Below are 20,403 nucleotides of genomic sequence, written 5' to 3'. Positions count from 1 at the left end.
TCAGTTCACCAATTAAATTTTGGGTTCTTTCGGCGGTGCAACTCTGTCCTTAAACAACTTGCCGGCAGAAAATGCAGGAACTCTGGTTGCCGGGATTTCCATCTTGTCACCAGTTTTGGGATTGCGACCCTCACGGGCCTTACGTTCCCGCGACTCAAACGAGCCAAAACCGACCAGTGTCACCTTGTCGCCTTCGGAGACAGCTTTCATGATTGCTTCCAACGCTGCACTCAAAACGGCATCTGCCTGTTTTTTAGTGACACTAGCATTTTCCGCGACTGCATCAACCAATTCACCTTTGTTCATTCCGAACTCCTCTTCTGGATTTGCAAAATTACGTTAAACAGAGTTCAACTATTAGTTGTGAGTTTTAACTGCATTGAAGTTTCGGTTGGGAGCGTTTGGGTAGTCCCCATTGCTCCAGCCCGCTTCCCCAATTAACAACTCCTGCTGAATACTAATTACCCTAGGATAATTGGTCACAAAAGGAATTTTTGTTTTTAGTTGCTGAAAACCCGACAGCATCTAATTTTCACTGCATTATTCTAAAGTCTTGCCGACCGTTATGGATCGGTGGAACCTTTAATTTATATGGAACTTGCCAACTTTTTAGAATTAATACCCAAATTTAGGTAAAAAAATACCACTTTGGACACAAGATTTTTCGCCGGGAGTGGATTTGAAATTGGAAAATAAGTAAAAATAGAAAGAATAAAATGTCATTTGTCAAGAGTTAAACAAAATTTTTTTCCTTCTTGCTTGTTCCTTCTGAGGGAAAGAAGGTGAAACAAAAGGGAAAAAGTGTGATTTGTCAAGGGGAAACGAAATTTTTCTTTTCCTCGAACCTCTTCCTTCTTTCGATTGGTGTCAACAATCGCCTAAAAATCTTTGTATCTCTCGTTTATAGACGAGGCCAGATCCCCCTAAATCCCCCTTAAAAAGGGGGACTTTGAGAAGAATCCTGTCCCTCTCCCCGGATAGTCGGGGGACTTAGACGACGCTCTTGTCTCCCGGATAGTCGGGGGACTTGGACGACGCTCTTGTCTCCCGGATAGTCGGGGGACTTGGACGACGCTCTTGTCCCCCCCTTCTTAAGGGGTGTGCCAGGGAGATCGAGACTCTGCCAATCATCAGACAGCAGACCTGCACTACTTTTGACCTTAAGTTGACACCTCTTCCTTCTTCCTTCTTCCTTCTTCCTTCTTCCTTCTTCCTTCTTCCTTCTTCCTTCGTCCGAGACCTACTGTCTGGGCTGGACGGGCTGACTGCGCTGCAACAGTTGGCGGGCGTCGGGACTGATGTTGTTTTGGTAGCCAAAGTTCGATCGATCGCTATCATCCAAAATCTGCGGAGTCAGCAACACAATCAACTCCGCCCGCTGGTTGCTCTTAGTGGTTCTCCTGAAGAGGGAACCGATAATCGGCAAATCTCCCAAAATCGGAATTTTGTTCGCTTGCACCCGTTCTTCATCGCGGATAATCCCCGAAAGAATCAAAGTCTGACCATCCCGCAGGCGAATTAGCCCGGATTGCAAAGATCGCTCGCCCAGCAGAGTGATCTGATTGATGCTATTGCCTGTGGACAGATTTACAGGCGGAGCTGGTGTTCTGATAATCGGGTTCACCCGCAGAGAGACAAAGCCATTATCGTCAACCCGATCGATCGCCACCCCCAACTGCAAACCAGCCTTATCTTTCACTGCCGTCGTTGTTGTGGTACTTGTATTGCCGGTAGTCTGCGTTTGCTGAGTGATGTTAGCGATCACCTCATCAGTAATATTCACATTCGCCGTTTCTCCTTCTTGAACCACCAGAGTCGGATCAGTCAAGATTTTGGCATTCCGAGTCTCAATAGTTGCCTGTAACGCCGACAGGAACCTCCTCGGATATTGCAACAGCGGGAACAGGGCGAAAGTCGCAGCGCCGCCAGCGGTAGCCGTTCCAGGCTCGTAAGTGTCAACCCCAATTCGTCCGGGGTCTCCAGTAATTGCTGTCGGGCGGAGGAACGCCCCGCCACTGTTAGCCACGTTGATTAAATTGCCATTCCGATCGTAGGTAGGAGTCCCTGTTAGAGGCACGTTGATTAAATTGCCCCTCTGATCGTAGATAGGAGCTACGGCTCCTATGGGGTTGGTGACGATCGGCGGAGTCGATCGATTACCGCCAGCGGTGAGATCGTCGGCGCTAGCAGGCCGCAAGCCACCAAAATTGAGACTTGCCACCCCGTTTTCATTGACAAAGAAATTGTTATTAATTCCGAAAGAGAAACTGCTGCTACTGTTGTTGTTTCCCAACAAGTTGATATCGATCACCTTGACGTTGACAGCCACTTGACGGCGGCGCAAATCTAGCTGAGTCAAGAAAGCTACGGCAATATCGACTTTGCGCGGATCTCCCACCAAAGTGATCGAATTGAGCCTCGCATCTGCCAGCACCGACAGTCCCCTCAGCAAGAGCGGCCCGTTGCCGTCCTTAGCGCCGATCGCCTTAATGTCCGGTTCCCGAATTTCCACATCCCGCGCCGAATTTCCCTGGCCCACGGTTTGGATAGTTACCCGAGTAATCGGCAGTTGAGTTTCTGCACCTTGAGCGCTCAAAAAGTTAGCTGCATCCGTAGATCTGACTTGATTGAGTCGCAGAGTCCGAACGATAATATTGCGCGAGTCCAGAGGCAAATTAGAACCGACAAAAATCGTGCGCCCGACGCGGTTCGCTTGCAGTCCGCTGATCCGCAGCACGTAATTAAAAACATCTTGCACCGACTCATTTTCGATGTCCAAGGAAATCTTCGGTCCTTCATCGGAGCCTCCTGCGGCTCCCGGTGCGGCCGGAGCGGCTTGGCCAGGTTGACCGGGAGCTCCACCGCCTGTAAAAGCAATGTTCAATCCGGCAGCCCGGGCCAGCAGAGCTAAAACGTCGCGGACTGGGGCATCGCGCAGCACCAAGCGGGGGATGCGTTCTCCCGAACTTAGTTCTATATTTGCCGCAGCCGGGGCGATGTTAGATACGGAGATGTCTCCCAGGGGCGGTGCTATAGCTCGCGGCTGGAAAGGCGGAGCTTGATTGCTCTGAGATTGTATTTCGCTGGGGAGGGGCGGGCGATCGTTCCTAGTCACAGTAACTTCGGGATTTGGCAGCATCACGTTCGGGTTTTGCGACGTGCGGACGGGGGCCGGCCGGGAAGTTGTTGGGTTCAGCGGCAGTCCGGGAGGTGGCGGGGGTGCACTTTGGGCTTGGTTGAGCGAGGGCAATCCAGGCTGTGTAGCTTGGGTAGATTGCACAGTCCCGCCCTGTCCGGCAACGCTGAGGACGATGTTTTGGCCTTGTCCGGGCATAACTTGTCCGTTGGGAACTCCGTTGGTGCCTGCTACCACAACGCGGATGCTGTTAGCCTCTACCTGGGTGATTTCTACTGAGGAAATGCCTGGAGCTGGGTTATCTTGCCGGAAGCTGTTGCCTTGGGGCAGGCGGAGCTGGGTGTTGATGATTGTGGCTTGGTAAGTATTGCCGTTGTTGATGGCGAAAACTTGCGGGCGATCGCCCTTTTCCGTAGCTAGGACAATATTTACCCCATTATTCGCTTGACTTACTTGCACTCCTGTGACTTGAGTCGGCGCGGCCGAGACGGGCGCTTGGGCGATCAGAACTCCGGCAACACTGCTCAAAAGTCCTCCACTTAACCGTAGATGCTGTTTCACGTTCTCTCCTCAACTACAACTTTGTTATTTGCTTATTTGTTCCAGTCTTGAGTTTCGAGCCTCTCACGCTGACTGAAACATTCTTTATTTGACACTTTATTGAAGGAAGAAGTTAGAATAAATTAGGCAGAAAATTATCTTATATTGCCATACGAAAAAATATTTTTATGGCATTTATATATTAAATTCTACCTTCTACCTTCTCGCTTCTACCTTCTGCTGAAACAGCGACTGGGAATACCTAATATCCGCTTAAGTACCGCTACTTAGCAGCAGGACTCGGAGCCGGAGTTGGTAGTTTTTCTTCTTGCTTTAACGGCAGCAGAGCGTGCAAGTCAAAAGCCGTTTTAATCTTAGTTTGTGGCTGCTCCACAGGAACTATTCTTCCTTTCAAAAAATCTATTTGCATTGACTGAGTTGATGTTAGCAATTCAGACTTCAAATTCCTCACTACCAACAGCGACTGCATCAACTCCAAGTTACGCATAAAATTGCGGGTTTGAGCGAAACTGCCTTCAAACTCTACCTTATATTTTTTGCGTCTGAGCTTGCCAGCCAGGGACGGCCCGAAGGACGTATCGCTGAGAATATCTGGGTCGCGAGCTCCCGGCACCGTTGCTGCTCCTGCTGGTGGCACATCCGGCTCAAATTTGGTAATTTTAGCCTTGAGGTCGTCCCCTTGCACGCCGACGTTGATTCGATTAACCAGTTGGGTCATGTCAAGCAGCAACGTGGTAGCGCCCGCATCGCTGGCAAACATTGCCGTCACTTGGGCGCGGCGCTGTTTTGCTTCTTCTTGCTTTGCTTCTGCTTCTGACTTTTTTTGAATTTGAGCTTGCAATTGCAGTTGCGTTTGCTTGCTTTCGCTAAGTTTTTGCTTGAATTCGCCGCCTTTTTGGAATTCTGGCAGTACAAACTGGTAGCAAAGGCCACCGGCAATGACTAGGCCGAGAACTGCGACGCCTATTGCTTGGACTTGGGGTGTCAGCTTAATGCCGAATATTTCCTGAGTCCCGGCTTCTTCTGCTTGTGCCCCGCTGGGAAGAAACTCTGCTGTCATGGTTTTTTCACCTCTGTTTTTTCTGGTTCTAGCACTCCTTTTTCTTGAAGTGTTTCTATCCGTATTGCTAGCCCGTCTGCTTGCTTGCTCCGCAGCTCGGGGAGCAACTCGGTGGCGCCAGTCGGGCTGAGCGTTGTTTCAATTTTATATTCCACCACGGGCCGCAGTTTGGGAAGTTCTGCTGCTGCTGCGCTTGGGTTGCGCACTTGTAATTGTGTGGGGTTGCTTTTTAGTGTGGCTGCTACCAGTTTGGTATCGGTGTCGAGGAAGAAAGGAGAGCGCTGGACTAGGAGCATAAAGTCGTTAACTTGAGCAAAGGTACTGGCTATCCCTGAAATTTGTACTTTTGCCGCCTGCGGCGGGGCGACTGGGACGGGAGCAGCCACCGGGGTGGGACTCGCTGGGGAGGGACTCGCCCCCGGAGACGGACTCGCCCCCGGGGAGGCGGCGGGAGTTGCTGCGGGGGGTGGCGGTGCTGCTGCAACTGGGGATGGACTGGGCTCGATTTGCTCGATTTTGGAAATTTGCACTCCGGCGGGAGTGCGGACACTCAGGTCTTGCAGCATCGCCGACCAAGGTTTAATTTGGTCGAATACTCCGGCTAATGCTTTGTATTCTGCGGTAACTTTGTCGGTTTCGGCGTTGATGGCTTTGATGGCGTTGGCTTGAGTGTTTAACTTTGCCAGTTCTTGGTCGATGGTTGCTTGTTCTGTGGCCAAGCCGGTATTTTCGTTAGTCGCCCACCACCAGGTGCCCATGACTGCGGCGTTGATGCCGAAGGCAAACAGCGCCGCCCCAATTAGGGGCAGTTGGTCTTTGACTCCCCCGGAACTTTTTTTACTTGAGCTTTTGGCTGCTGTGACTGGTTTGTAGTCGGGGCGGTCGTTGAGAAAATTAATATCTAGGCTGTACATGGCTTCACTCGATTTTATAGCAGAAGGAAGAAGGAAGAAGGAAGAAGGAAGAAGGAAGAAGGAAGAAGGAATAAATCCGATGGCAGGTGCAATCGACCGCATGGTTTCAGCAATTAAGAACGTCCCAACCGTCTTGGCTGTTGCTATAGATTTTAATTTGAAATTTTAGATTTTAGACACAGCGCCAGATTGCCGGTATAAGTGAAGGATTTATTTAGGGAAGAAAGAAACAAAGAACTTTCTGCCTTCTACCGCAGGAAGTGGTTGCTTCTACCTCCGATATTCTACCTTTTACCTTTTACCTTTTACCTCCAATATTCTACCTTCTGTATCAGGGGTCTTCTTTTTTCGGAAGAAGCTTTTTCCGAAAATTCTCAAATCTGTTTTTCTATTATCTAAAAGTTTGAGGTCACATCACCTCCCTCAGTCCTAAACCTAGGGCGACTCCTAAGCCTGCTCGCTGTTCTGGGCTAATTTCTTGGCTGATTTCGAGTCCTAGGGTTTCGATTGGGTCTACTTGAGATGCCGGCAAGCTTAATCTTTGCATGAAAAATTCGTCAAGTTTGCCGATCGCAGCTCCTGGGCCCGCTAGCAACAGTTGCGCTACTTCGAGTTCTTCGCTCTGGTTCAGGTAAAAGTCTACTGAACGACGCAATTCGTCTGCTAGTTCTCCCAATACTTTAATCATCGCATTGGTGCCGGGATTGGCGTCTCCAGATGCGCCCATTGTATCTGTGACTGGCAGGGTCATGCCTTGCAATTCGCTGGTGTCTCTGGTTGGCGGCAGGTTCATGGCTTGGTTGAGGGCGGTCTGGATTTGGTATGTGCCGATCGGGATGGTACGGTTAAATTGCGGTATGCCGTCCACTACTATAGCTAATTCGGTACTGTCAAATTCTATGTCGGTGAGGACTGCGGCTTCTTGGGAGGAAAATTGTTGCAGTTGGTCTTTGAGGGTGCGAATCAGGGCAAAGCTGGTTACTTCTAGCACGTCTATAATCAGTCCGGCTTCTTTGAAGGTTTCGATGTAGGTGTCGGTAACTTCTCTGCGGGTTGCCACTAATACTACTTGCACTTTTTCTACGCCATCGTCATCTACAAACAGGCCGATTTTTTGATAGTCTACGTCGGCGTCTTCTCTGGGAAACGGCAAGTAGAGCCCTGCTTCTGCATTCATGTAATCCCGCAGTTCTTCTTGGTTGAGTTCTGCAGGAACTGGAATGAGGCGGATCACAGCTTCGCGGCCGGGAATGGCTGTGGCTACTCGCTTGGCTTTGATTTTGTTTTCTGCGAGGACGGTACGTATTAGTTCTGCCATTCCCGGCGGATCGACTATTTGTCCTTCTTGTATATAGTCTTCTGGTACTTCTATTGAGGCGATGAGGCCTAATTTTAAAGCCTGAGCTTTCTTTTCGAGCTGAATGATGTTGATGCGGTCTGGGGCTATTTCGATCCCGATTCCTGGCTGGCGTTGGGAAAGTAGACCTTTGAAAAAGTTAACCATAGGATTGGGTCGCTGGTAGTTGCTATTTTTTTATTTTGTAGTTGGCCAGCCTGATTCAGCCGTTGGCTGTTGGAGATTCGGTTTCCAATTGCCACTGATACTGTAATCTCGGTATCCCGCCTGCTTCTGCGCTGCACAGTCTTTGTGGCGCGATCGCCAGTTCCGATTTTATGCTATCCAATTTACTTGACAATAGCTATTCTGCTGCGAATGTCAACAAATTTCAGCTCGATCGACCGAAAACCGATAGATTCGGCAGCAAAACCGACTCTCTCCCTCTCGGGGCTAGGGCACAAAACTCTCGCGCTTGACTCTGGCGCACTCTCTCCGGGCGATGCTTGTTTTCTCGTTGGCGAACCATGATTCTCAATTTTATTTCTATGAAACGTAAATCTTGGCAACTGTTTGCTGTTTTTGGGCTGGTGGGGCTGCTGCTGGCTGCGGTGGTAAGTTGCGGCAAGCCGGCTGTGAATTCCCAGACTAAGAATGCCAACGAAATCGAGTTCTGGACTATGCAGCTTCAACCTCAGTTTACTGACTATTTCAATCAGACGATCGCCGATTTTGAAGCCAAAAATCCGGGCGTGAAGGTGCGTTGGGTGGATGTCCCTTGGTCGGCGATGGAAAGTAAGATTTTGGGTGCTGTTTCGGCGAAAACTGCGCCGGATGTGGTGAACCTGAATCCCGATTTTGCTTCACTATTGGCGGGGCGCAATGCTTGGCTGGATTTGGACTCTCGAATTTCTGAGCAAGTGCGATCGCTCTATCTCCCGAATATCTGGAAAGCTAGCGTACTCGATGGCAAGACTTTTGGGATTCCTTGGTATCTGACAACTGGGGTAACTATTTACAATACGGAGTTGTTTAAAAAAGCTGGAATTGCTAAGCCTCCCGCTACCTATACCGAGTTGGCTGCTGTGGCGAAACAGGTGAAGGAGAAGACTGGTAAATTTGCTTTTTTTGCGACTTTTGTACCGGAAGATTCGTCGGAGGTGTTGCAATCTTTTGTGCAGATGGGTGTGCCTTTGGTTGATGCTAAAGGTAAGGCTGCTTTTAATACTGATAAGGGGAAGGCTGTTTTTGAGTATTGGGTGGATTTGTACAAGGGCGGATTTTTGCCGCAGGATGTTTTGGTGCAGGGACATCGCAGGGCGATCGAGCTTTATCAAGCTGGAGAAACTGCTTTGTTGGGTTCGGGGCCGCAGTTTTTAAAGGCGATCGCTGAGAATGCTCCGAATATTGGTGCTGTCTCGGCTGCTGCGCCTCAAATTACGGGGGAAACCGGCAAGAAGACTGTGGCGGTGATGAATTTGGTTGTACCTCGCGACAGCAAGCGCCCTGATGATGCTGTGAAGTTTGCTTTGTTCGTGACTAATTCTCAAAATCAGTTGGCTTTTGCGAAGGTTGCTAATGTTTTGCCTTCTACGGTTGAGGCTTTGCAGGACTCTTATTTTAAGAGTGTTCCGGCTGATGCTGCTCCGAGCGATCGAGCTAGGATTGTGAGTGCTTCTGGCTTGGCAAAAGCTGAGTTGTTAATTCCGCCTCTCAAGGATGTTAAGAAGTTGCAAAAGGCGATTTATGACAATTTGCAGGCGGCGATGTTGGAGGAAAAATCGGTGGAACAAGCTGTGACTGATGCGGCGACAGCTTGGGATCAAAGGTAGTTTTTTCTGGAAGCTGGGGCAGATTATTTTGCGATCGCCCCTTGCTTTTAAGGTTGAATTGTCCAATCTTCCTGCACTAAATCAGGCACTTGCGAAAAATGTTGGTTGTTCCGCGTAACGAGGATAGCATTATTAGCAAGTACAATAGCAGCAATCCGCAAATCTTGCGTGCCGATACCTCTTATTTGACGAGGGAACTCGGTGTAAATAGTGAAAGCATTCTGGTCAAATTTCAGAATGTTGAGATTTTTGAAATCATCTAATGTATCCCCTAAGCTGGTGTAAGCCCATACTAATTTGTTCGCTTGCGAAGGTGTCGAAGCCTGTCTGATAACATTGAACCAGCCGCGAATTACTTCCTCTACGGTTACGATAGTTACAGCAAGGTTTTCTGCGTTAACCTCGACCCGCTGCACCATCATTGGATGATTCTTTTGCCAAAGGGAGAAACAATCCGTATCAAGTATGTATCGGCTCATTTTGTCTCAACCGCAGCGTCAATTTGACTATAATAAGCTTCGGTTTCTGCATCGAGTTCGCGGCGATATTCTTCTATGTGTGCCAATACCTCATCGTATTGCGGATCGTTTTCATACTTACCAGCTAACCTCACCCAAGGATTGTTCGATCGACTAGAAGTGAGTTTGACAGAGACGATTTCTGCTTCGGCTAGCTGGGTATTTACTAAATCGTGAAGGTTTTGCAGTGCTTGCGATCGCGTCTGGCCAAAAGCTTTACATTCGGGCCATCCCAGCAACGCTGCACTGACTGTTCTGTCTGATTCGTTTTTAATGATTATGTGAGCAGTTGAGCTGTCGAAGTCGCCCCCAAAGTTAGTGCGATCGGCTGCGCGAATGTCGCAGGTAGCGTTACCTGTTAAGAGTGTTTTTGTCTTGACTATCTGCTTGGTGTTTTCCTGGCGCGGATTTTCTCTTTCTTCAATGAGAATCGGGTCTGCTTTGAGAAGCGCGTCATATAATTTGGCCGTGTTTACTCCAATAGGCTTGGTGTTTTCCGGGCCTAACTTTTCTATTGCTGGCCGGCTCACCGAGAGAACAGCTACCTTGACTGTTGAATCGATGTTTTCCTGACGCTGCTTGATGATGTTTCGTCTGAAAAGCTCGTCAAATAGTAAAGTTTGCTCTTGGGCTGGCAAAGCTTCTATATATTCAATTAGTGTTTGCACCGATATAAGGCTGCTCATAAACTTCTAACTCTAAATTTTTCTAAACTCACTTGTATTGTAACAAAAATTGGGCATTCGGCAGTGGGCATTAGGCATTAATCTTTTTTGAACTCGCCCCTTGCTTTTTTCTACCACTTGACGTATTATTAAATAATGGGAATCTGTGCCGCCATATATATAAGCATATATAAGCTTTTAAGTTATTATCGAATGATGAAATTACCGCATCTTCACAAGGCGGAGTCGGAGGAAAAGTCTGGACAAGTCAATTTCGACTATTTTAGAGGTCAATGTTTGTTGATCAGAACGATCGCTCATCCCAGAAACCGGGTTTATTTATTCCGTGCGATCGCCTTTATCAATTCAGCTTAATCGATGATTTGTAGGAATATAGCCTGAGTTCCTAAAATATTCAGAAATTTGACTTGTGTTAAAATCAAAGTTCAGCCTAGAATAGGATAATATTTTATGACAGCGATGACAGTCAAAGATTTAAACCAAGTTCAAGCTCTTTTTTCCGAAGCGGGTTTAGATTACAAAATTGAACTAGATGACGGGAGACTTTCAGTTATGGGCCCATCAGACATCGTATCCAGTGAAATCGGCAGTATTTTGATTCGCTTACTCGGTAATTGGGTTTATCCCCGCCGGTTGGGGAGAGTGTTTGACTCCGCAGGCGGTTTCATCATGCCGAATACAAACGTCAAAGCCCCGGATGTTTCGTTTGTGCGCGCCGCCCGCTTGCCCCAAAGTCCGCGTTATTTTGGTGAACTTGTCCCGGATTTGGTGGTGGAAATTAAATCTCAGAGCGATCGCATTAAGCCTATAGAAACCAAGGTTTTGAAGTTTATCGAGTTGGGGGCGGTTGTCGGACTTCTGATCGATCCTGATGAAGAAACAGTGACTATTTATCGATCGACTGGTGAACCAACTATTTTAGGAAATGGCGATATTTTAACGATACCAGAGCTTGTTCTCGGTTGGGAATTGCCCGTTTCGGAATTGTGGCCTCCTATTTTTACTGAGGAAGAAACACAAGGTTAAGGAAAAAAGAGCGATTCCCTACGGGATAGCTTCGCTCGCGCGTACTTCTAAATATTCATCAGCGGTAATTAACTTGTACAGCTAGCTCAATCGGTGAATCTTGATGCGTCAATTGATAGGTAGCACTTTCTTCGAGCAATTGTCGAATAAAATGGGGACTGTGAGTGTTAATTGAATGTAACAAATTTCTATACAAACGACAGGCAGCCTCATCATTCAGAATGCGACTGTGGAGTATTCTTGTCCAATCAGAGGCAAAAATAATTAATTGTGGGATGACACTGATAAATGCTTGTAACTGCTGTTCCATTTCAAAAGATTCTAAAAAATGAATTAGGCTAAACATGACCTCTGGCTGTTGGCAGCGATCATCTAAAATCAGATGTAAATCTGGTAATTGTTCGCTCTCATGATGCTTAGCGACTTCCGCTAAAGCATTTTCAAAAGCTGTTACTTCTTCAGTCGATCGCATTAATTTATTAGCGTCCAAAATGCTAATCCAGCTATTTTCCTTCATCAGCTATTTCCTCTCTTTTCAAAAACGCCTAACCAACCTAACTTATTTAACTGGATAACTTGCTGTAAGCTGCGCCTAATTTGTGGCGTATAAAGTCCCTGACGGCGATAAATTACTGGTGCATCGCTAATTTCTCTAGCTAGTGCTTCTCTTGGTAACAAGCTGAGATTGGGGGATTGTCCATAAGAGATAGTCTGGCGATGACGACCTCCTTTACCGGGCAAGGGGTGTTCCATCATTATAGCAATACCCATTTCTCTCGTGTAACCAGGAACTTTTGCTGCCATGAATCCATTAGAAGGAATGTGATGTGGTGTCAGATTATCGCCTCTGCATCCAGCTTTAAGCAGGTCTCCGTAACACCCAACTGCGCCTTCCCCTGGGAGAAGTCTGTTTGTATAATTAGCTATTTCTATTCTCCTATTCCGCGATCGGGGGACATGATATTATGACAATAAATCCAGTTTCTATGAATTACCATTCCCAGTTTACTCGAAAATTAATCTTCAGGCAGGATGAGTTTAAAATTGAGATTGTTGTTGCAGGAAGTAGCCGACTAGATAAAGGGAACCGCAGAGCACTGTTAAATTGTCACCTGTAACAGCAGCATCTAAACCGGTTGTTAAGTCTGGGAAGGCTTGACAAATTGTTAATTCGGGGCAGATATTTTCAGCAATGGTGGCTAATTCTGCGGGGGATGCGGAGTTTTGATCGGGTACGGGTACTAGGTAAAGCCGATCGCCCTTTTTGAGTAATGCTTGTAAAATATCATCGCAGTCTTTCGTCGCCAAAATGCCGATTACCCAGTTAATCGGTGACGGGGAAGTGGTAAGATTGTCTACATATTCGCGCAGGGCGATCGCAGCAGCGGGGTTGTGCGCGCCGTCAATCAGGATGTTGCGGTTTTTCCAGGTAGTTTGCTGAAGTCTTCCGGGCCATTGGGTTTTGGCGATTCCGTCGGCGATGGCGGTTGCGGAGATTTGCCATCCTAGGTTTTGGAGGGTGTGGATAGTGGCAAGTGCGATCGCTGAATTCATTAATTGAATTTGTCCCAACAATGGCAATTCATACTTTATTTTAACCGCAGATAGACGCGAATTAACGCTGATTTCTGGATTGGGATCGTACTCTGCAAATCCTTCTCCTAAATCTACCGCTGGTTTTACCCAAATTGCCGGACAATCCAATTTTTGAATCTTTTTTTCTACTACTATTCTAGCAGATTCTGGCAACTCTCCGACAACTACCGGACACTTTGATTTGAGAATTCCGGCTTTTTCTCCAGCAATATCGGCGACAGTAGGGCCGAGGATTTGCCAGTGTTCGAGACTGATAGAAGTGATGACACTGACAAGGGGAGTTTCGCAAACATTAGTTGCATCTAATCTACCGCCCAATCCTGTTTCTATCACGGCAATATCTGCTTTTTGTTGTGCAAAATACAGCCAAGCTGCGGCGGTGATGATTTCAAATTGAGTGGGATTTTCTGTATTACCTTCCGCAGCGTTGACAACTTTTTCTAAACACTGCTGTAATGCTGTTGTAGAAATCGGTTTTTGGTTGATACAAATTCTTTCTGTCCAATCGATTAAGTGCGGGGATGTGTAGCGCCCGACTCGATAGCCTGCTGCTGTTAGTACGGATGAGAGGTAAGCGCAAACGGAACCTTTACCATTTGTGCCTGCAATGTGGATAATGGGGACTTTTTTGTGGGGGTTGTCTAGTTTTTGGAGGAGTTGGTGAATTCTTTCGAGGCCTAGGTGTACGCCGAAGTGTTGATAAGATTTGAGGATGGAGTTTGCATTCATTGAGGATTATAAGTGTTATATTTGTTGATGAATTAGATTTTTTTTTACCGCAGAGGGCGCAGAGGGCGCAGAGTGAGAGAATAAAGAGAAAGAGAGTTGTTTATAATTGATTTGTTGTATTGATTGTTGGTAAAAAAAAGGTGGCTTTGGATATTATTTCTTTGTTTTCGGGTTGCGGTGGATTGGATTTGGGTTTTCGCTTGGCTGGGTTTAATCCGGTTTGGGCGAATGAATACGATAAGTCTATTTGGGATACCTACGAGTTCAATCATCCTGAAACTATTTTAGACCGCAGAGATATCAGAAAAATCAATTCTGATGAAATTCCCGACTGTATTGGGATTATCGGTGGGCCTCCTTGTCAAAGTTGGAGTGCGGCGGGTGCGAAACGCGGGATTGACGATTCTCGCGGTCAGCTTTTTTGGGAGTATATCAGAATTGTGCGAGACAAGCAGCCTTTGTTTTTCTTGGCTGAGAATGTTAGGGGTATTTTAGCGCCCAGAAATCATGATGCTTTCACTTATATATTATCGCAGTTTGAGGAAATTGGTTATCGGGTTTCGTTCCAGTTGGTGAATGCTAAAAATTTTGGTGTAGCGCAAGATAGACAAAGGGTGATTGTTATCGGTTATCGGCAAAATCTGGGTTTTGGTTTTGAGTTTCCCGAACCTGTAACCGATATTTTGACCCTGAAAGATGCAATTTTTGATTTGCAGGCTGAACCAATTCTAGTTCATGGTAAAGTAGATAATTATCACGATTCTGTCGCGAATCACGAATGTGCAGATTTGGGGTTTTCTAGCATTTATATGTCGCGGAATCGAGTTAGAAGTTGGGGTGAACCTTCGTTTACAATTCAGGCAAGCGGCAGACACGCACCTCTGCATCCTCAAGCTAGTAAAATGATTTTGGTTGACAAAGACAAACGCATTTTTGACCCAAATTCGCCTCAGCCTTACCGTCGGCTTTCTGTGCGAGAGTGTGCGAGAGTTCAGACTTTCCCGGATGACTTTATTTTTAAGTACAAATATATTGCTGACGGCTACAAAATGGTCGGGAATGCCGTACCTGTTAATTTGGCTAAGATGTTGGCAAAAAAGATTTATGCGGATATTGTCATAGGGCATAGAGAATAGGGCATCATTGTCAACCGAAACCGACCATCTACCAGTCGCTAGCAAATGAATTCCACGGGCTTAACATCAGAATTATTCATCCCTCTCCTCTCTTCCTCTGTGTTCTCTGTGGCCTCTGCGGTTTAATCACTCCGAATTATCTGTTATTGAAACTTAGTCAACTCACCCAGATTTTGCCGAATCGTATTTATGCCGCGAATATGAGACAGGGGCGAACCTCCATACAAAAAACTATCCAAACTAATTTGATAATTTTGCTGTACCGCCAAATCCAGCCACAAATTATTAAATGCTGCTCCCGGTTTGTAGTCGGGAATGTTATGCTGGTAGTAAGGAAAACTGTCTATACAAGTATTGAAAAAATTTTTGCGGCCGCAATGCTTTAAATACTGATATCGCGGCTTAAATTCGGTTTGATTTTCCAATACTGTATGAATAGTATCGGCTAAGGATTCCGGGTCGAATTTGGCGTAAAGTCCCGCACCTTCGGGGAAAACAGGCGAGTTTCCTCTGGCGTACTGATTGAATTCTTCAAAACAAATTACTGGTACGTTGCAACTCATTGCTTCGGTAATTCCTCGGTTTTTTCCTTCGAGGAGGGAACCGAGGACGAATGCTTGTGCCCGCGAATAATATGTAGGTATTTCGCTGTAGTAGTCAACTCTTGGCAATAAATTAATGTAGTCGGAGGGATTACCTAAAATTGCCTCTACTTGTTGCCATTCTTTTAAGGCGTATTCGTCGAGAGTATTTAGGTTATTAACATCAAATTCGTGGCCGCTGACTACTGTTAATTTTATCGGTTTTTGCGGATATTTTTGGCGGTAAATTTTTAAGGCTTTGGCAATTATTGGCAAATTCTTTTCTTCTGAAATTCGGGCGACGGCTAGCAAGTCGATGTCTTTGGCGGGGACGTTGCGGGGGGAAATTAAGTATTCGTTGATGAAGTCTGTGTCTTGCAGTGGTATGATTGGTTTGTTGGCGCGATCGGCATAAGTCTCGCGAAACCACTTATCCCTCTGCGGGTTTTTGTATAAACTGGAATAAGCATCGGCTACCGGTGCCCAGGAATAGGACGTTCCGGGGGAATAGGTGAATGAGAAAAATACTGAGGAGAGTTGGGGAAATAGTTTGTTGATGAGTTCGACTCCTTCGCTGAAGTAAATCCCTTTGATGAATTTTCCTTCGTAAAATAGCGGGGGAAGTAAGACGTAGAAGCTGACGGTATCGAAGCGGTGGGGTTGGTTTTCAAATATCTCCCAGGTAAAGGCGTCTAAGTCTGCATAGATTTCGGTGATTGGTTTGTTGATGTGGGGGTTGCTTAAGTAGGGTTTTTGGCGATCGTAGTTTCCGCGTACCATAGAATGATTAGTGTGATTATTTAGTTTCTTTTTTTTACCGCAGAGGGCGCAGAGGGCGCAGAGGAGGAGAAGAGAGGAGAGAGGATGAAAGGGGTGATTTACTATGTATTTCCTGGCTGTTCGAGTGATTCATTGTCCTCAGTAGTTTCCGCGTACCATAGAATTATTAGTGTGATTATTTGGTTTTCTTTTTTTTACCGCAGAGGGCGCAGAGGGCGCAGAGGGGAAAAGAGAGGGTTTTTCACAAGTCATCTAAGGGTTGTTCTAATGATTCGCTGTCGCCTATTGTCAAGGCGAGTTGATAGATTTGGCGGCGGGGGAGGGATGTTTGTTGGGCTAGTTGGCGGCTGGCTTGGGAACGGCTGATGCCTTCTGCTATTAATGTTTGTAATTCGGCTTTGATGGCGTCTTCGGAGAAAATTGGTGCGTCTGTTTGCAGCCCGCCAATTATTAGGGTAAATTCTCCTTGGGGTTCGCGGGTGGTGTAAAGTTCGATCGCACTTTCGATACTACCACGCCAAAACTCTTCGTGCATTTTTGTTAATTCCCTCGCTAGCACAATTTGTCTGTCGGTTCCCAAGGTATTTGCTAAATCTTGTAAAGTTTGTCGCAATCGGTGGGGAGATTCGTATAAGATAATAGTGCGGGATTCTATTTGCAAATTTTCTAAACTCCGCTGGCGTTCTTGACCTTTGGCGGGCAAAAATCCTTCAAATACAAATCTGTCTGTAGGTAATCCCGATGCACTTATCCCGACAATGCAGGCGCTGGGGCCGGGAATCGGAATTATGTTAATGTTAGCATCGGCGCAGGCTTTGACTAATTCGTATCCGGGGTCGGAAATTCCCGGCATTCCAGCGTCGGTTACTATGGCGATACTTTTTCCTAACTGCAGTTTTTCGATTAATTCGGGGAGTCGCTGCTGTTGGTTGTGTTCGTGATAGCTGATTTGGGGCGTTTTGATTTGAAAGTGGTGTAAAAGTTTCCCTGTGTGGCGGGTGTCTTCGGCTGCGATGAAGTCTACTGTTTGTAAAATTCGGATGGCGCGATATGTCATGTCTTCGAGGTTGCCGATCGGGGTTCCGACAATGTAAAGTGTTCCTGTGTTAGGATTTGGCTGCATTTTGATAATTTGGAGTTTTTAACCGCAGATGAATGCGGATTAACGCAGATATGAAGACTGGATTGTTTTTGGGATTGGCAACTTTGGATTTGATTTATTTGGCCGAGAAGCCTCCGGGTGAAAATCAGAAGGTTGTTGCTGTTGATTCTACCATTGTGGCGGGCGGGCCGGCGACAAATGCTGCGGTTGCTTTTAGCTGTTTGGGGAATGCGGCGGTGTTGGCGGGGGTTTTGGGCACTGGCGCGATCGCCCAATTGATTCGTGCAGACTTAGCGGGGTATGATATTAGGATAGTCGATTTGCAGCCAGGGCGATCGCACTCTCCACCAGTTTCTTCGATTATTGTAACTGAACAAACGGGCGATCGGGCCGTAATCTCGATTAATGCTACTCAATCGCAGGTTAAAAGTCAAGCAATTGACCTCGATATTTTAACCTCAGTTAATATCATACTGTTTGACGGACACCAAATTCCAGCCAGCCAAGAAATCGCTGAACTCGCCAAATCAAAAAACATTCCCATCGTCCTCGATGGCGGCAGTTGGAAACCCGGATTAGCAGAAATCTTACCCTTCGTTAAATGGGCCGTATGTTCCGATAACTTTCATCCCCCCGACTGCAACAATTCCGAACAAGTCTTTACTTATCTCTCAGCAGCCGGAATTCCCCACATTGCCATCACAGGCGGCGAAAAACCTATTCAATACCTCAGTAATGGCAGTTGCGGCAGTTTAGAAGTGCCTCAAATCCAAGCTGCAGACACTTTAGGCGCAGGCGACATTTTTCACGGCGCTTTCTGTCACTATATTTTACAAGACAACTTTACAAACGCCCTCACCGCCGCCGCCAAAATAGCTTCCGATTCCTGCAAAACTTTCGGAACCCGCCAATGGATAAAAAACATTCAACCTTAACCTTAAAATAACCCAAATATCCTGAAAAAAGCGATCGCACCCAGAAAACAGAAACAGACAACACTTGTTAAGCTAAAATAGTCATATCAACCCTCTCCTTTCTTCCTCTGCGCCCTCTGCGCCCTCTGTGGTTCATAAAAAAATATACATATTCACAAATCAAACAAGATTGCTATATTAGTAAAACAACTTCAAGCCAAGCCAAACAGTCCAAAAACAACATACCCGAATTATGCCTGACACCCAACCCCTAAGCATCACACTTCCCCCCTTGCGGATTACCCTCACAGAAGAACAACAAGTTAACCTAGAATGGCTGACGCAAAACTTACCCAATCTACTCGCAACAGCGCCAAGCAAACCAGAAGTTCCCGACAACTTGAAACAGTGGGTAGCGGCCAACAAATTATTAAATAAAGCAGACGCAGACATCATTCAAGGCTTAGTAAATACAGGTATTGATGCAGAAACAGCAACCGCAGAAGTTACGGCCATATCATCTCATCCGTACTTCCAAGCAGGTAGCCATTACGTACAGCTATTGCAGAAACTGGAATCGCAACTCAACATCAACAATCAATTAGCCGCACTCTCTTCCAAGTTTGGTACAATCGAACGCAAAAGTAGCCTTTCGCAAGAGTATTTTCTAGAAAATTACTACGCCAAAAATACTCCAGTAATTATTACCAACATCATGCACAACTGGAAAGCATTGCAGTTGTGGACACCGGAGTATTTGCAGCAAAAATACGGAGATGCAGAGGTAGAAATTCAAGCCAACCGCAACTCAGACCCGGATTACGAAATTAAGGTACACAACCACAAAAAAACAGTTTTATTCCGCGAGTATATAGATATGGTCGTCAACGGCGGCCCCAGCAACGACTGCTACATGGTTGCTAACAATCAAACTCTGGAAAGAGAAGAATTTAAATCGCTATTTAACGACTTTGAGATTTTCCCAGAATACCTGAATCCCGGCGATACAAAAGGCAGAGTTTTCTTTTGGTTCGGGCCGAAGGGTACAATTACGCCACTGCATCACGACCCAGTTAATTTAGTTTTAGCACAGGTATCGGGACGCAAGCTGATTAAATTGATTTCTCCGCAGCAAACACCTCTGCTTTACAATCATGTCGGAGTTTTTAGTAAGGTGGACGGCGAAAATCCTGACTATGACAAATATCCGCTTTACAGAGATGCGAAAATCATTGAGGTGATTTTGGAACCGGGAGAAGTTATATTTATTCCTGTAGGTTGGTGGCATCATGTAAAATCATTAGAGGTTAGTATTTCTGTTTCTTTTACTAATTTTGTGTTTCCCAATTATTATGAATGGAAATATCCTCATATTAATTGGTAATCAAGACTTACTTGAACTTCTATCCGTAGGGTGTGCACTGCGCACCTTCTTAACTGGTGTGCACTGCGCACCTTCTTAACTGGTGCGCGGTGCACACCCTACTAACCGGTGCGCGGTGCACACCCTACTAACCGGTGCGCGGTGCACACCCTACTAACTGGTGCGCGGTGCACACCCTACTACAAACTAAATCTGCGGTTTAAAAAATGAAAAATCTTGAAGAATTAAGCGAAATTGCGCGGGCGGCGGCTTGGGGTGCCGCAGATATTTTGCAATCCTACTATCGCCCCGATTCCCAGACTCCAAACCTGGACATTCAAGAGAAAAAAGACGGCCCAGTTACTGCGGCGGATGTCGCTGTTAATTCTTACATCTTAGATGAATTGCAGTCGGCTTTAGGGAATGCAGAATTTGGCTATCTTAGCGAAGAAACTTACAAGTCTTATTTAGATAGTAACGGCAAAGTTCCTTTACCTCAATCTTGGGTTTGGATTATTGACCCTTTGGATGGAACGCGCGATTTTATTGACAAGACGGGGGAATTTGCCGTTCATATTGCTTTAGCTTTTGAGGGAAGACCGGTATTAGCGGTTGTGGCTTGGCCGGAACAACAAAAGATTTATTACGCAATTCGGGATGCTGGTACTTTTGGGGAAAGTCGCGGAGGTTCGGCGGTGAAATTGCAGGTTTCTGCGCGCAATATGGTGGCAGATTTATCTATAGTAACAAGTCGCAGTCACCGGGACGATCGCCTAAATCGACTATTGCAAAAATTTCCCTGTCAAAATCAACTGGCTGTGGGAAGCATCGGCTGCAAGATTGCGACGATTGTCGAACAAAAAGCTGATGTTTATATTGCGCTTTCGGGAAAGTCTGCACCCAAGGATTGGGATTTGGCGGCACCGGAATTGATTTTGACGGAGGCGGGCGGCCGATTTACTCGTTTTGATGGTTCTGCTTTGCAATATAACCGGGGAGATGTCAGTCAGTGGGGGGGATTGTTGGCGAGTAACGGTTGCTGTCACGCTGCTTTGTGCGGGGATGCCCAGAGGCTTTTGGGGGAGATTGATTCGGGTTTGAAATAAGTGCGATCGCCCTTAAATAATTTGGTA

The 20,403-nt window shown here is 46.4% G+C and carries 21 protein-coding genes; 7 read left to right on the top strand and 14 right to left on the bottom strand.

What is annotated here, in order from left to right; all coding sequences use genetic code 11:
• Positions 1-12: 12 nt before the first annotated feature.
• The 5 genes from QUB66_RS03965 to QUB66_RS03945 form a co-directional block, all read right to left on the bottom strand.
• Positions 13-306, bottom strand: a complete 294-nt coding sequence (locus QUB66_RS03965; protein ID WP_265239215.1) for an HU family DNA-binding protein — start codon at positions 304-306, stop codon at positions 13-15.
• Between the two features lie 684 nt (positions 307-990).
• Complete coding sequence (locus tag QUB66_RS03960) at positions 991-1,317, bottom strand: hypothetical protein (RefSeq protein WP_332966431.1); 327 nt, start codon at positions 1,315-1,317, stop codon at positions 991-993.
• Positions 1,241-3,697, bottom strand: a complete 2,457-nt coding sequence (locus QUB66_RS03955; RefSeq protein WP_332966429.1) for an AMIN domain-containing protein — start codon at positions 3,695-3,697, stop codon at positions 1,241-1,243. The genes QUB66_RS03960 and QUB66_RS03955 overlap by 77 nt, the downstream gene beginning before the upstream one ends.
• Positions 3,698-3,959: 262 nt before the next feature.
• A complete protein-coding gene (locus QUB66_RS03950; protein WP_332966426.1) occupies positions 3,960-4,757 on the bottom strand; it encodes a pilus assembly protein PilO in 798 nt (265 codons plus the stop codon).
• Entirely contained in the window at positions 4,754-5,671 is a 918-nt protein-coding gene (locus QUB66_RS03945; RefSeq protein WP_265239212.1) for a PilN domain-containing protein, read from the bottom strand. Before QUB66_RS03945 ends, QUB66_RS03950 begins: the two co-directional genes overlap by 4 nt.
• On the opposite strand from QUB66_RS03945, the gene QUB66_RS03940 reads away from it, so the two are divergent.
• Entirely contained in the window at positions 5,670-5,840 is a 171-nt protein-coding gene (locus QUB66_RS03940; protein WP_265239211.1) for a hypothetical protein, read from the top strand. The genes QUB66_RS03945 and QUB66_RS03940 overlap by 2 nt on opposite strands.
• Before the next feature lie 240 nt (positions 5,841-6,080).
• Here QUB66_RS03940 and pilM read toward each other — a convergent pair whose 3' ends face one another.
• Together pilM and QUB66_RS03930 are read right to left on the bottom strand one after the other, a co-directional pair.
• Positions 6,081-7,175: a type IV pilus assembly protein PilM gene (pilM, locus tag QUB66_RS03935; protein WP_265239210.1), complete on the bottom strand. Its 1,095-nt coding sequence runs from the start codon at positions 7,173-7,175 to the stop codon at positions 6,081-6,083.
• A gap of 55 nt (positions 7,176-7,230) precedes the next feature.
• Positions 7,231-7,368 (bottom strand): hypothetical protein, encoded by a 138-nt coding sequence (locus tag QUB66_RS03930; RefSeq protein ID WP_265239209.1) that lies wholly within the window; start codon positions 7,366-7,368, stop codon positions 7,231-7,233.
• A gap of 187 nt (positions 7,369-7,555) precedes the next feature.
• On the opposite strand from QUB66_RS03930, the gene QUB66_RS03925 reads away from it, so the two are divergent.
• Positions 7,556-8,839 (top strand): ABC transporter substrate-binding protein, encoded by a 1,284-nt coding sequence (locus tag QUB66_RS03925; RefSeq protein WP_265239208.1) that lies wholly within the window; start codon positions 7,556-7,558, stop codon positions 8,837-8,839.
• 47 nt (positions 8,840-8,886) lie between these two features.
• On the opposite strand, the gene QUB66_RS03920 is transcribed toward QUB66_RS03925, so the two are convergent.
• Both QUB66_RS03920 and QUB66_RS03915 read right to left on the bottom strand, forming a co-directional pair.
• Positions 8,887-9,318 carry a type II toxin-antitoxin system VapC family toxin gene (locus tag QUB66_RS03920; RefSeq protein ID WP_332966421.1) on the bottom strand — a complete coding sequence of 144 codons (432 nt, stop codon included), beginning with the start codon at positions 9,316-9,318 and terminating at the stop codon, positions 8,887-8,889.
• Positions 9,315-10,043, bottom strand: coding sequence for a hypothetical protein (locus QUB66_RS03915; RefSeq protein WP_332966419.1), 729 nt, complete (start codon positions 10,041-10,043; stop codon positions 9,315-9,317). The genes QUB66_RS03920 and QUB66_RS03915 overlap by 4 nt, the downstream gene beginning before the upstream one ends.
• A 450-nt stretch (positions 10,044-10,493) precedes the next feature.
• Between QUB66_RS03915 and QUB66_RS03910 the strand changes: the two genes are divergently transcribed.
• A complete protein-coding gene (locus QUB66_RS03910; RefSeq protein ID WP_332966418.1) occupies positions 10,494-11,069 on the top strand; it encodes a Uma2 family endonuclease in 576 nt (191 codons plus the stop codon).
• A 58-nt stretch (positions 11,070-11,127) separates the two neighbouring features.
• Here the strand turns inward: QUB66_RS03910 and QUB66_RS03905 are convergent, their stop codons facing one another.
• From QUB66_RS03905 to QUB66_RS03895, 3 genes are all read right to left on the bottom strand, one after another.
• The gene (locus tag QUB66_RS03905) at positions 11,128-11,586 is read right to left on the bottom strand and encodes an Imm30 family immunity protein (protein WP_332966417.1); all 459 of its coding nucleotides are present in this window, start codon (positions 11,584-11,586) and stop codon (positions 11,128-11,130) included.
• On the bottom strand, positions 11,586-11,873 hold the full coding sequence (locus QUB66_RS03900) for a hypothetical protein (protein ID WP_332966416.1): 288 nt from the start codon (positions 11,871-11,873) through the stop codon (positions 11,586-11,588). Before QUB66_RS03900 ends, QUB66_RS03905 begins: the two co-directional genes overlap by 1 nt.
• Positions 11,874-12,107: 234 nt before the next feature.
• Positions 12,108-13,394 carry a bifunctional folylpolyglutamate synthase/dihydrofolate synthase gene (locus QUB66_RS03895; RefSeq protein ID WP_332966415.1) on the bottom strand — a complete coding sequence of 429 codons (1,287 nt, stop codon included), beginning with the start codon at positions 13,392-13,394 and terminating at the stop codon, positions 12,108-12,110.
• A 140-nt stretch (positions 13,395-13,534) separates the two neighbouring features.
• On the opposite strand from QUB66_RS03895, the gene QUB66_RS03890 reads away from it, so the two are divergent.
• On the top strand, positions 13,535-14,530 hold the full coding sequence (locus QUB66_RS03890; protein ID WP_332966414.1) for a DNA cytosine methyltransferase: 996 nt from the start codon (positions 13,535-13,537) through the stop codon (positions 14,528-14,530).
• A gap of 143 nt (positions 14,531-14,673) precedes the next feature.
• Here the strand turns inward: QUB66_RS03890 and QUB66_RS03885 are convergent, their stop codons facing one another.
• Together QUB66_RS03885 and rsmI are read right to left on the bottom strand one after the other, a co-directional pair.
• Complete coding sequence (locus QUB66_RS03885; protein ID WP_332966412.1) at positions 14,674-15,891, bottom strand: glycosyltransferase; 1,218 nt, start codon at positions 15,889-15,891, stop codon at positions 14,674-14,676.
• A 241-nt stretch (positions 15,892-16,132) separates the two neighbouring features.
• Positions 16,133-17,014, bottom strand: a complete 882-nt coding sequence (gene rsmI, locus QUB66_RS03880; RefSeq protein ID WP_332966411.1) for a 16S rRNA (cytidine(1402)-2'-O)-methyltransferase — start codon at positions 17,012-17,014, stop codon at positions 16,133-16,135.
• Between the two features lie 50 nt (positions 17,015-17,064).
• Here rsmI and QUB66_RS03875 point away from each other — a divergent pair, with 50 nt between their 5' ends.
• The 3 genes from QUB66_RS03875 to QUB66_RS03865 all read left to right on the top strand — a co-directional run bounded on the left by QUB66_RS03875 (position 17,065) and on the right by QUB66_RS03865 (position 20,376).
• Positions 17,065-17,928 (top strand): PfkB family carbohydrate kinase, encoded by an 864-nt coding sequence (locus QUB66_RS03875; protein WP_332966409.1) that lies wholly within the window; start codon positions 17,065-17,067, stop codon positions 17,926-17,928.
• Positions 17,929-18,160: 232 nt separating this feature from the next.
• Positions 18,161-19,291: a cupin-like domain-containing protein gene (locus QUB66_RS03870; RefSeq protein WP_332966408.1), complete on the top strand. Its 1,131-nt coding sequence runs from the start codon at positions 18,161-18,163 to the stop codon at positions 19,289-19,291.
• Between the two features lie 206 nt (positions 19,292-19,497).
• Positions 19,498-20,376 (top strand): 3'(2'),5'-bisphosphate nucleotidase CysQ family protein, encoded by an 879-nt coding sequence (locus QUB66_RS03865; RefSeq protein ID WP_332966407.1) that lies wholly within the window; start codon positions 19,498-19,500, stop codon positions 20,374-20,376.
• Positions 20,377-20,403 lie beyond the last annotated feature (27 nt).

It is taken from the genome of Microcoleus sp. A2-C3 (assembly GCF_036706065.1).
In the GTDB taxonomy this organism is placed as follows: Bacteria; Cyanobacteriota; Cyanobacteriia; order Cyanobacteriales; family Microcoleaceae; genus Microcoleus.
The sequence above is the reverse complement of the archived record's forward strand: the minus strand, read 5'-3'. Positions and strand labels throughout refer to the sequence as shown.

Coding starts and splice junctions, on each gene's coding strand:
- QUB66_RS03915 (WP_332966419.1), bottom strand. CDS start 10,043: ATGAGCAGCCTTATATCGGTGCAAACACTAATTGAATATATAGAAGCT.
- QUB66_RS03900 (WP_332966416.1), bottom strand. CDS start 11,873: ATGGCAGCAAAAGTTCCTGGTTACACGAGAGAAATGGGTATTGCTATA.
- QUB66_RS03920 (WP_332966421.1), bottom strand. CDS start 9,318: ATGAGCCGATACATACTTGATACGGATTGTTTCTCCCTTTGGCAAAAG.
- QUB66_RS03910 (WP_332966418.1), top strand. CDS start 10,494: ATGACAGCGATGACAGTCAAAGATTTAAACCAAGTTCAAGCTCTTTTT.
- pilM (WP_265239210.1), bottom strand. CDS start 7,175: ATGGTTAACTTTTTCAAAGGTCTACTTTCCCAACGCCAGCCAGGAATC.
- QUB66_RS03940 (WP_265239211.1), top strand. CDS start 5,670: ATGGCTTCACTCGATTTTATAGCAGAAGGAAGAAGGAAGAAGGAAGAA.
- QUB66_RS03965 (WP_265239215.1), bottom strand. CDS start 306: ATGAACAAAGGTGAATTGGTTGATGCAGTCGCGGAAAATGCTAGTGTC.
- rsmI (WP_332966411.1), bottom strand. CDS start 17,014: ATGCAGCCAAATCCTAACACAGGAACACTTTACATTGTCGGAACCCCG.
- QUB66_RS03875 (WP_332966409.1), top strand. CDS start 17,065: ATGAAGACTGGATTGTTTTTGGGATTGGCAACTTTGGATTTGATTTAT.
- QUB66_RS03950 (WP_332966426.1), bottom strand. CDS start 4,757: ATGACAGCAGAGTTTCTTCCCAGCGGGGCACAAGCAGAAGAAGCCGGG.
- QUB66_RS03895 (WP_332966415.1), bottom strand. CDS start 13,394: ATGAATGCAAACTCCATCCTCAAATCTTATCAACACTTCGGCGTACAC.
- QUB66_RS03925 (WP_265239208.1), top strand. CDS start 7,556: ATGAAACGTAAATCTTGGCAACTGTTTGCTGTTTTTGGGCTGGTGGGG.
- QUB66_RS03905 (WP_332966417.1), bottom strand. CDS start 11,586: ATGAAGGAAAATAGCTGGATTAGCATTTTGGACGCTAATAAATTAATG.
- QUB66_RS03865 (WP_332966407.1), top strand. CDS start 19,498: ATGAAAAATCTTGAAGAATTAAGCGAAATTGCGCGGGCGGCGGCTTGG.
- QUB66_RS03945 (WP_265239212.1), bottom strand. CDS start 5,671: ATGTACAGCCTAGATATTAATTTTCTCAACGACCGCCCCGACTACAAA.
- QUB66_RS03870 (WP_332966408.1), top strand. CDS start 18,161: ATGCCTGACACCCAACCCCTAAGCATCACACTTCCCCCCTTGCGGATT.
- QUB66_RS03885 (WP_332966412.1), bottom strand. CDS start 15,891: ATGGTACGCGGAAACTACGATCGCCAAAAACCCTACTTAAGCAACCCC.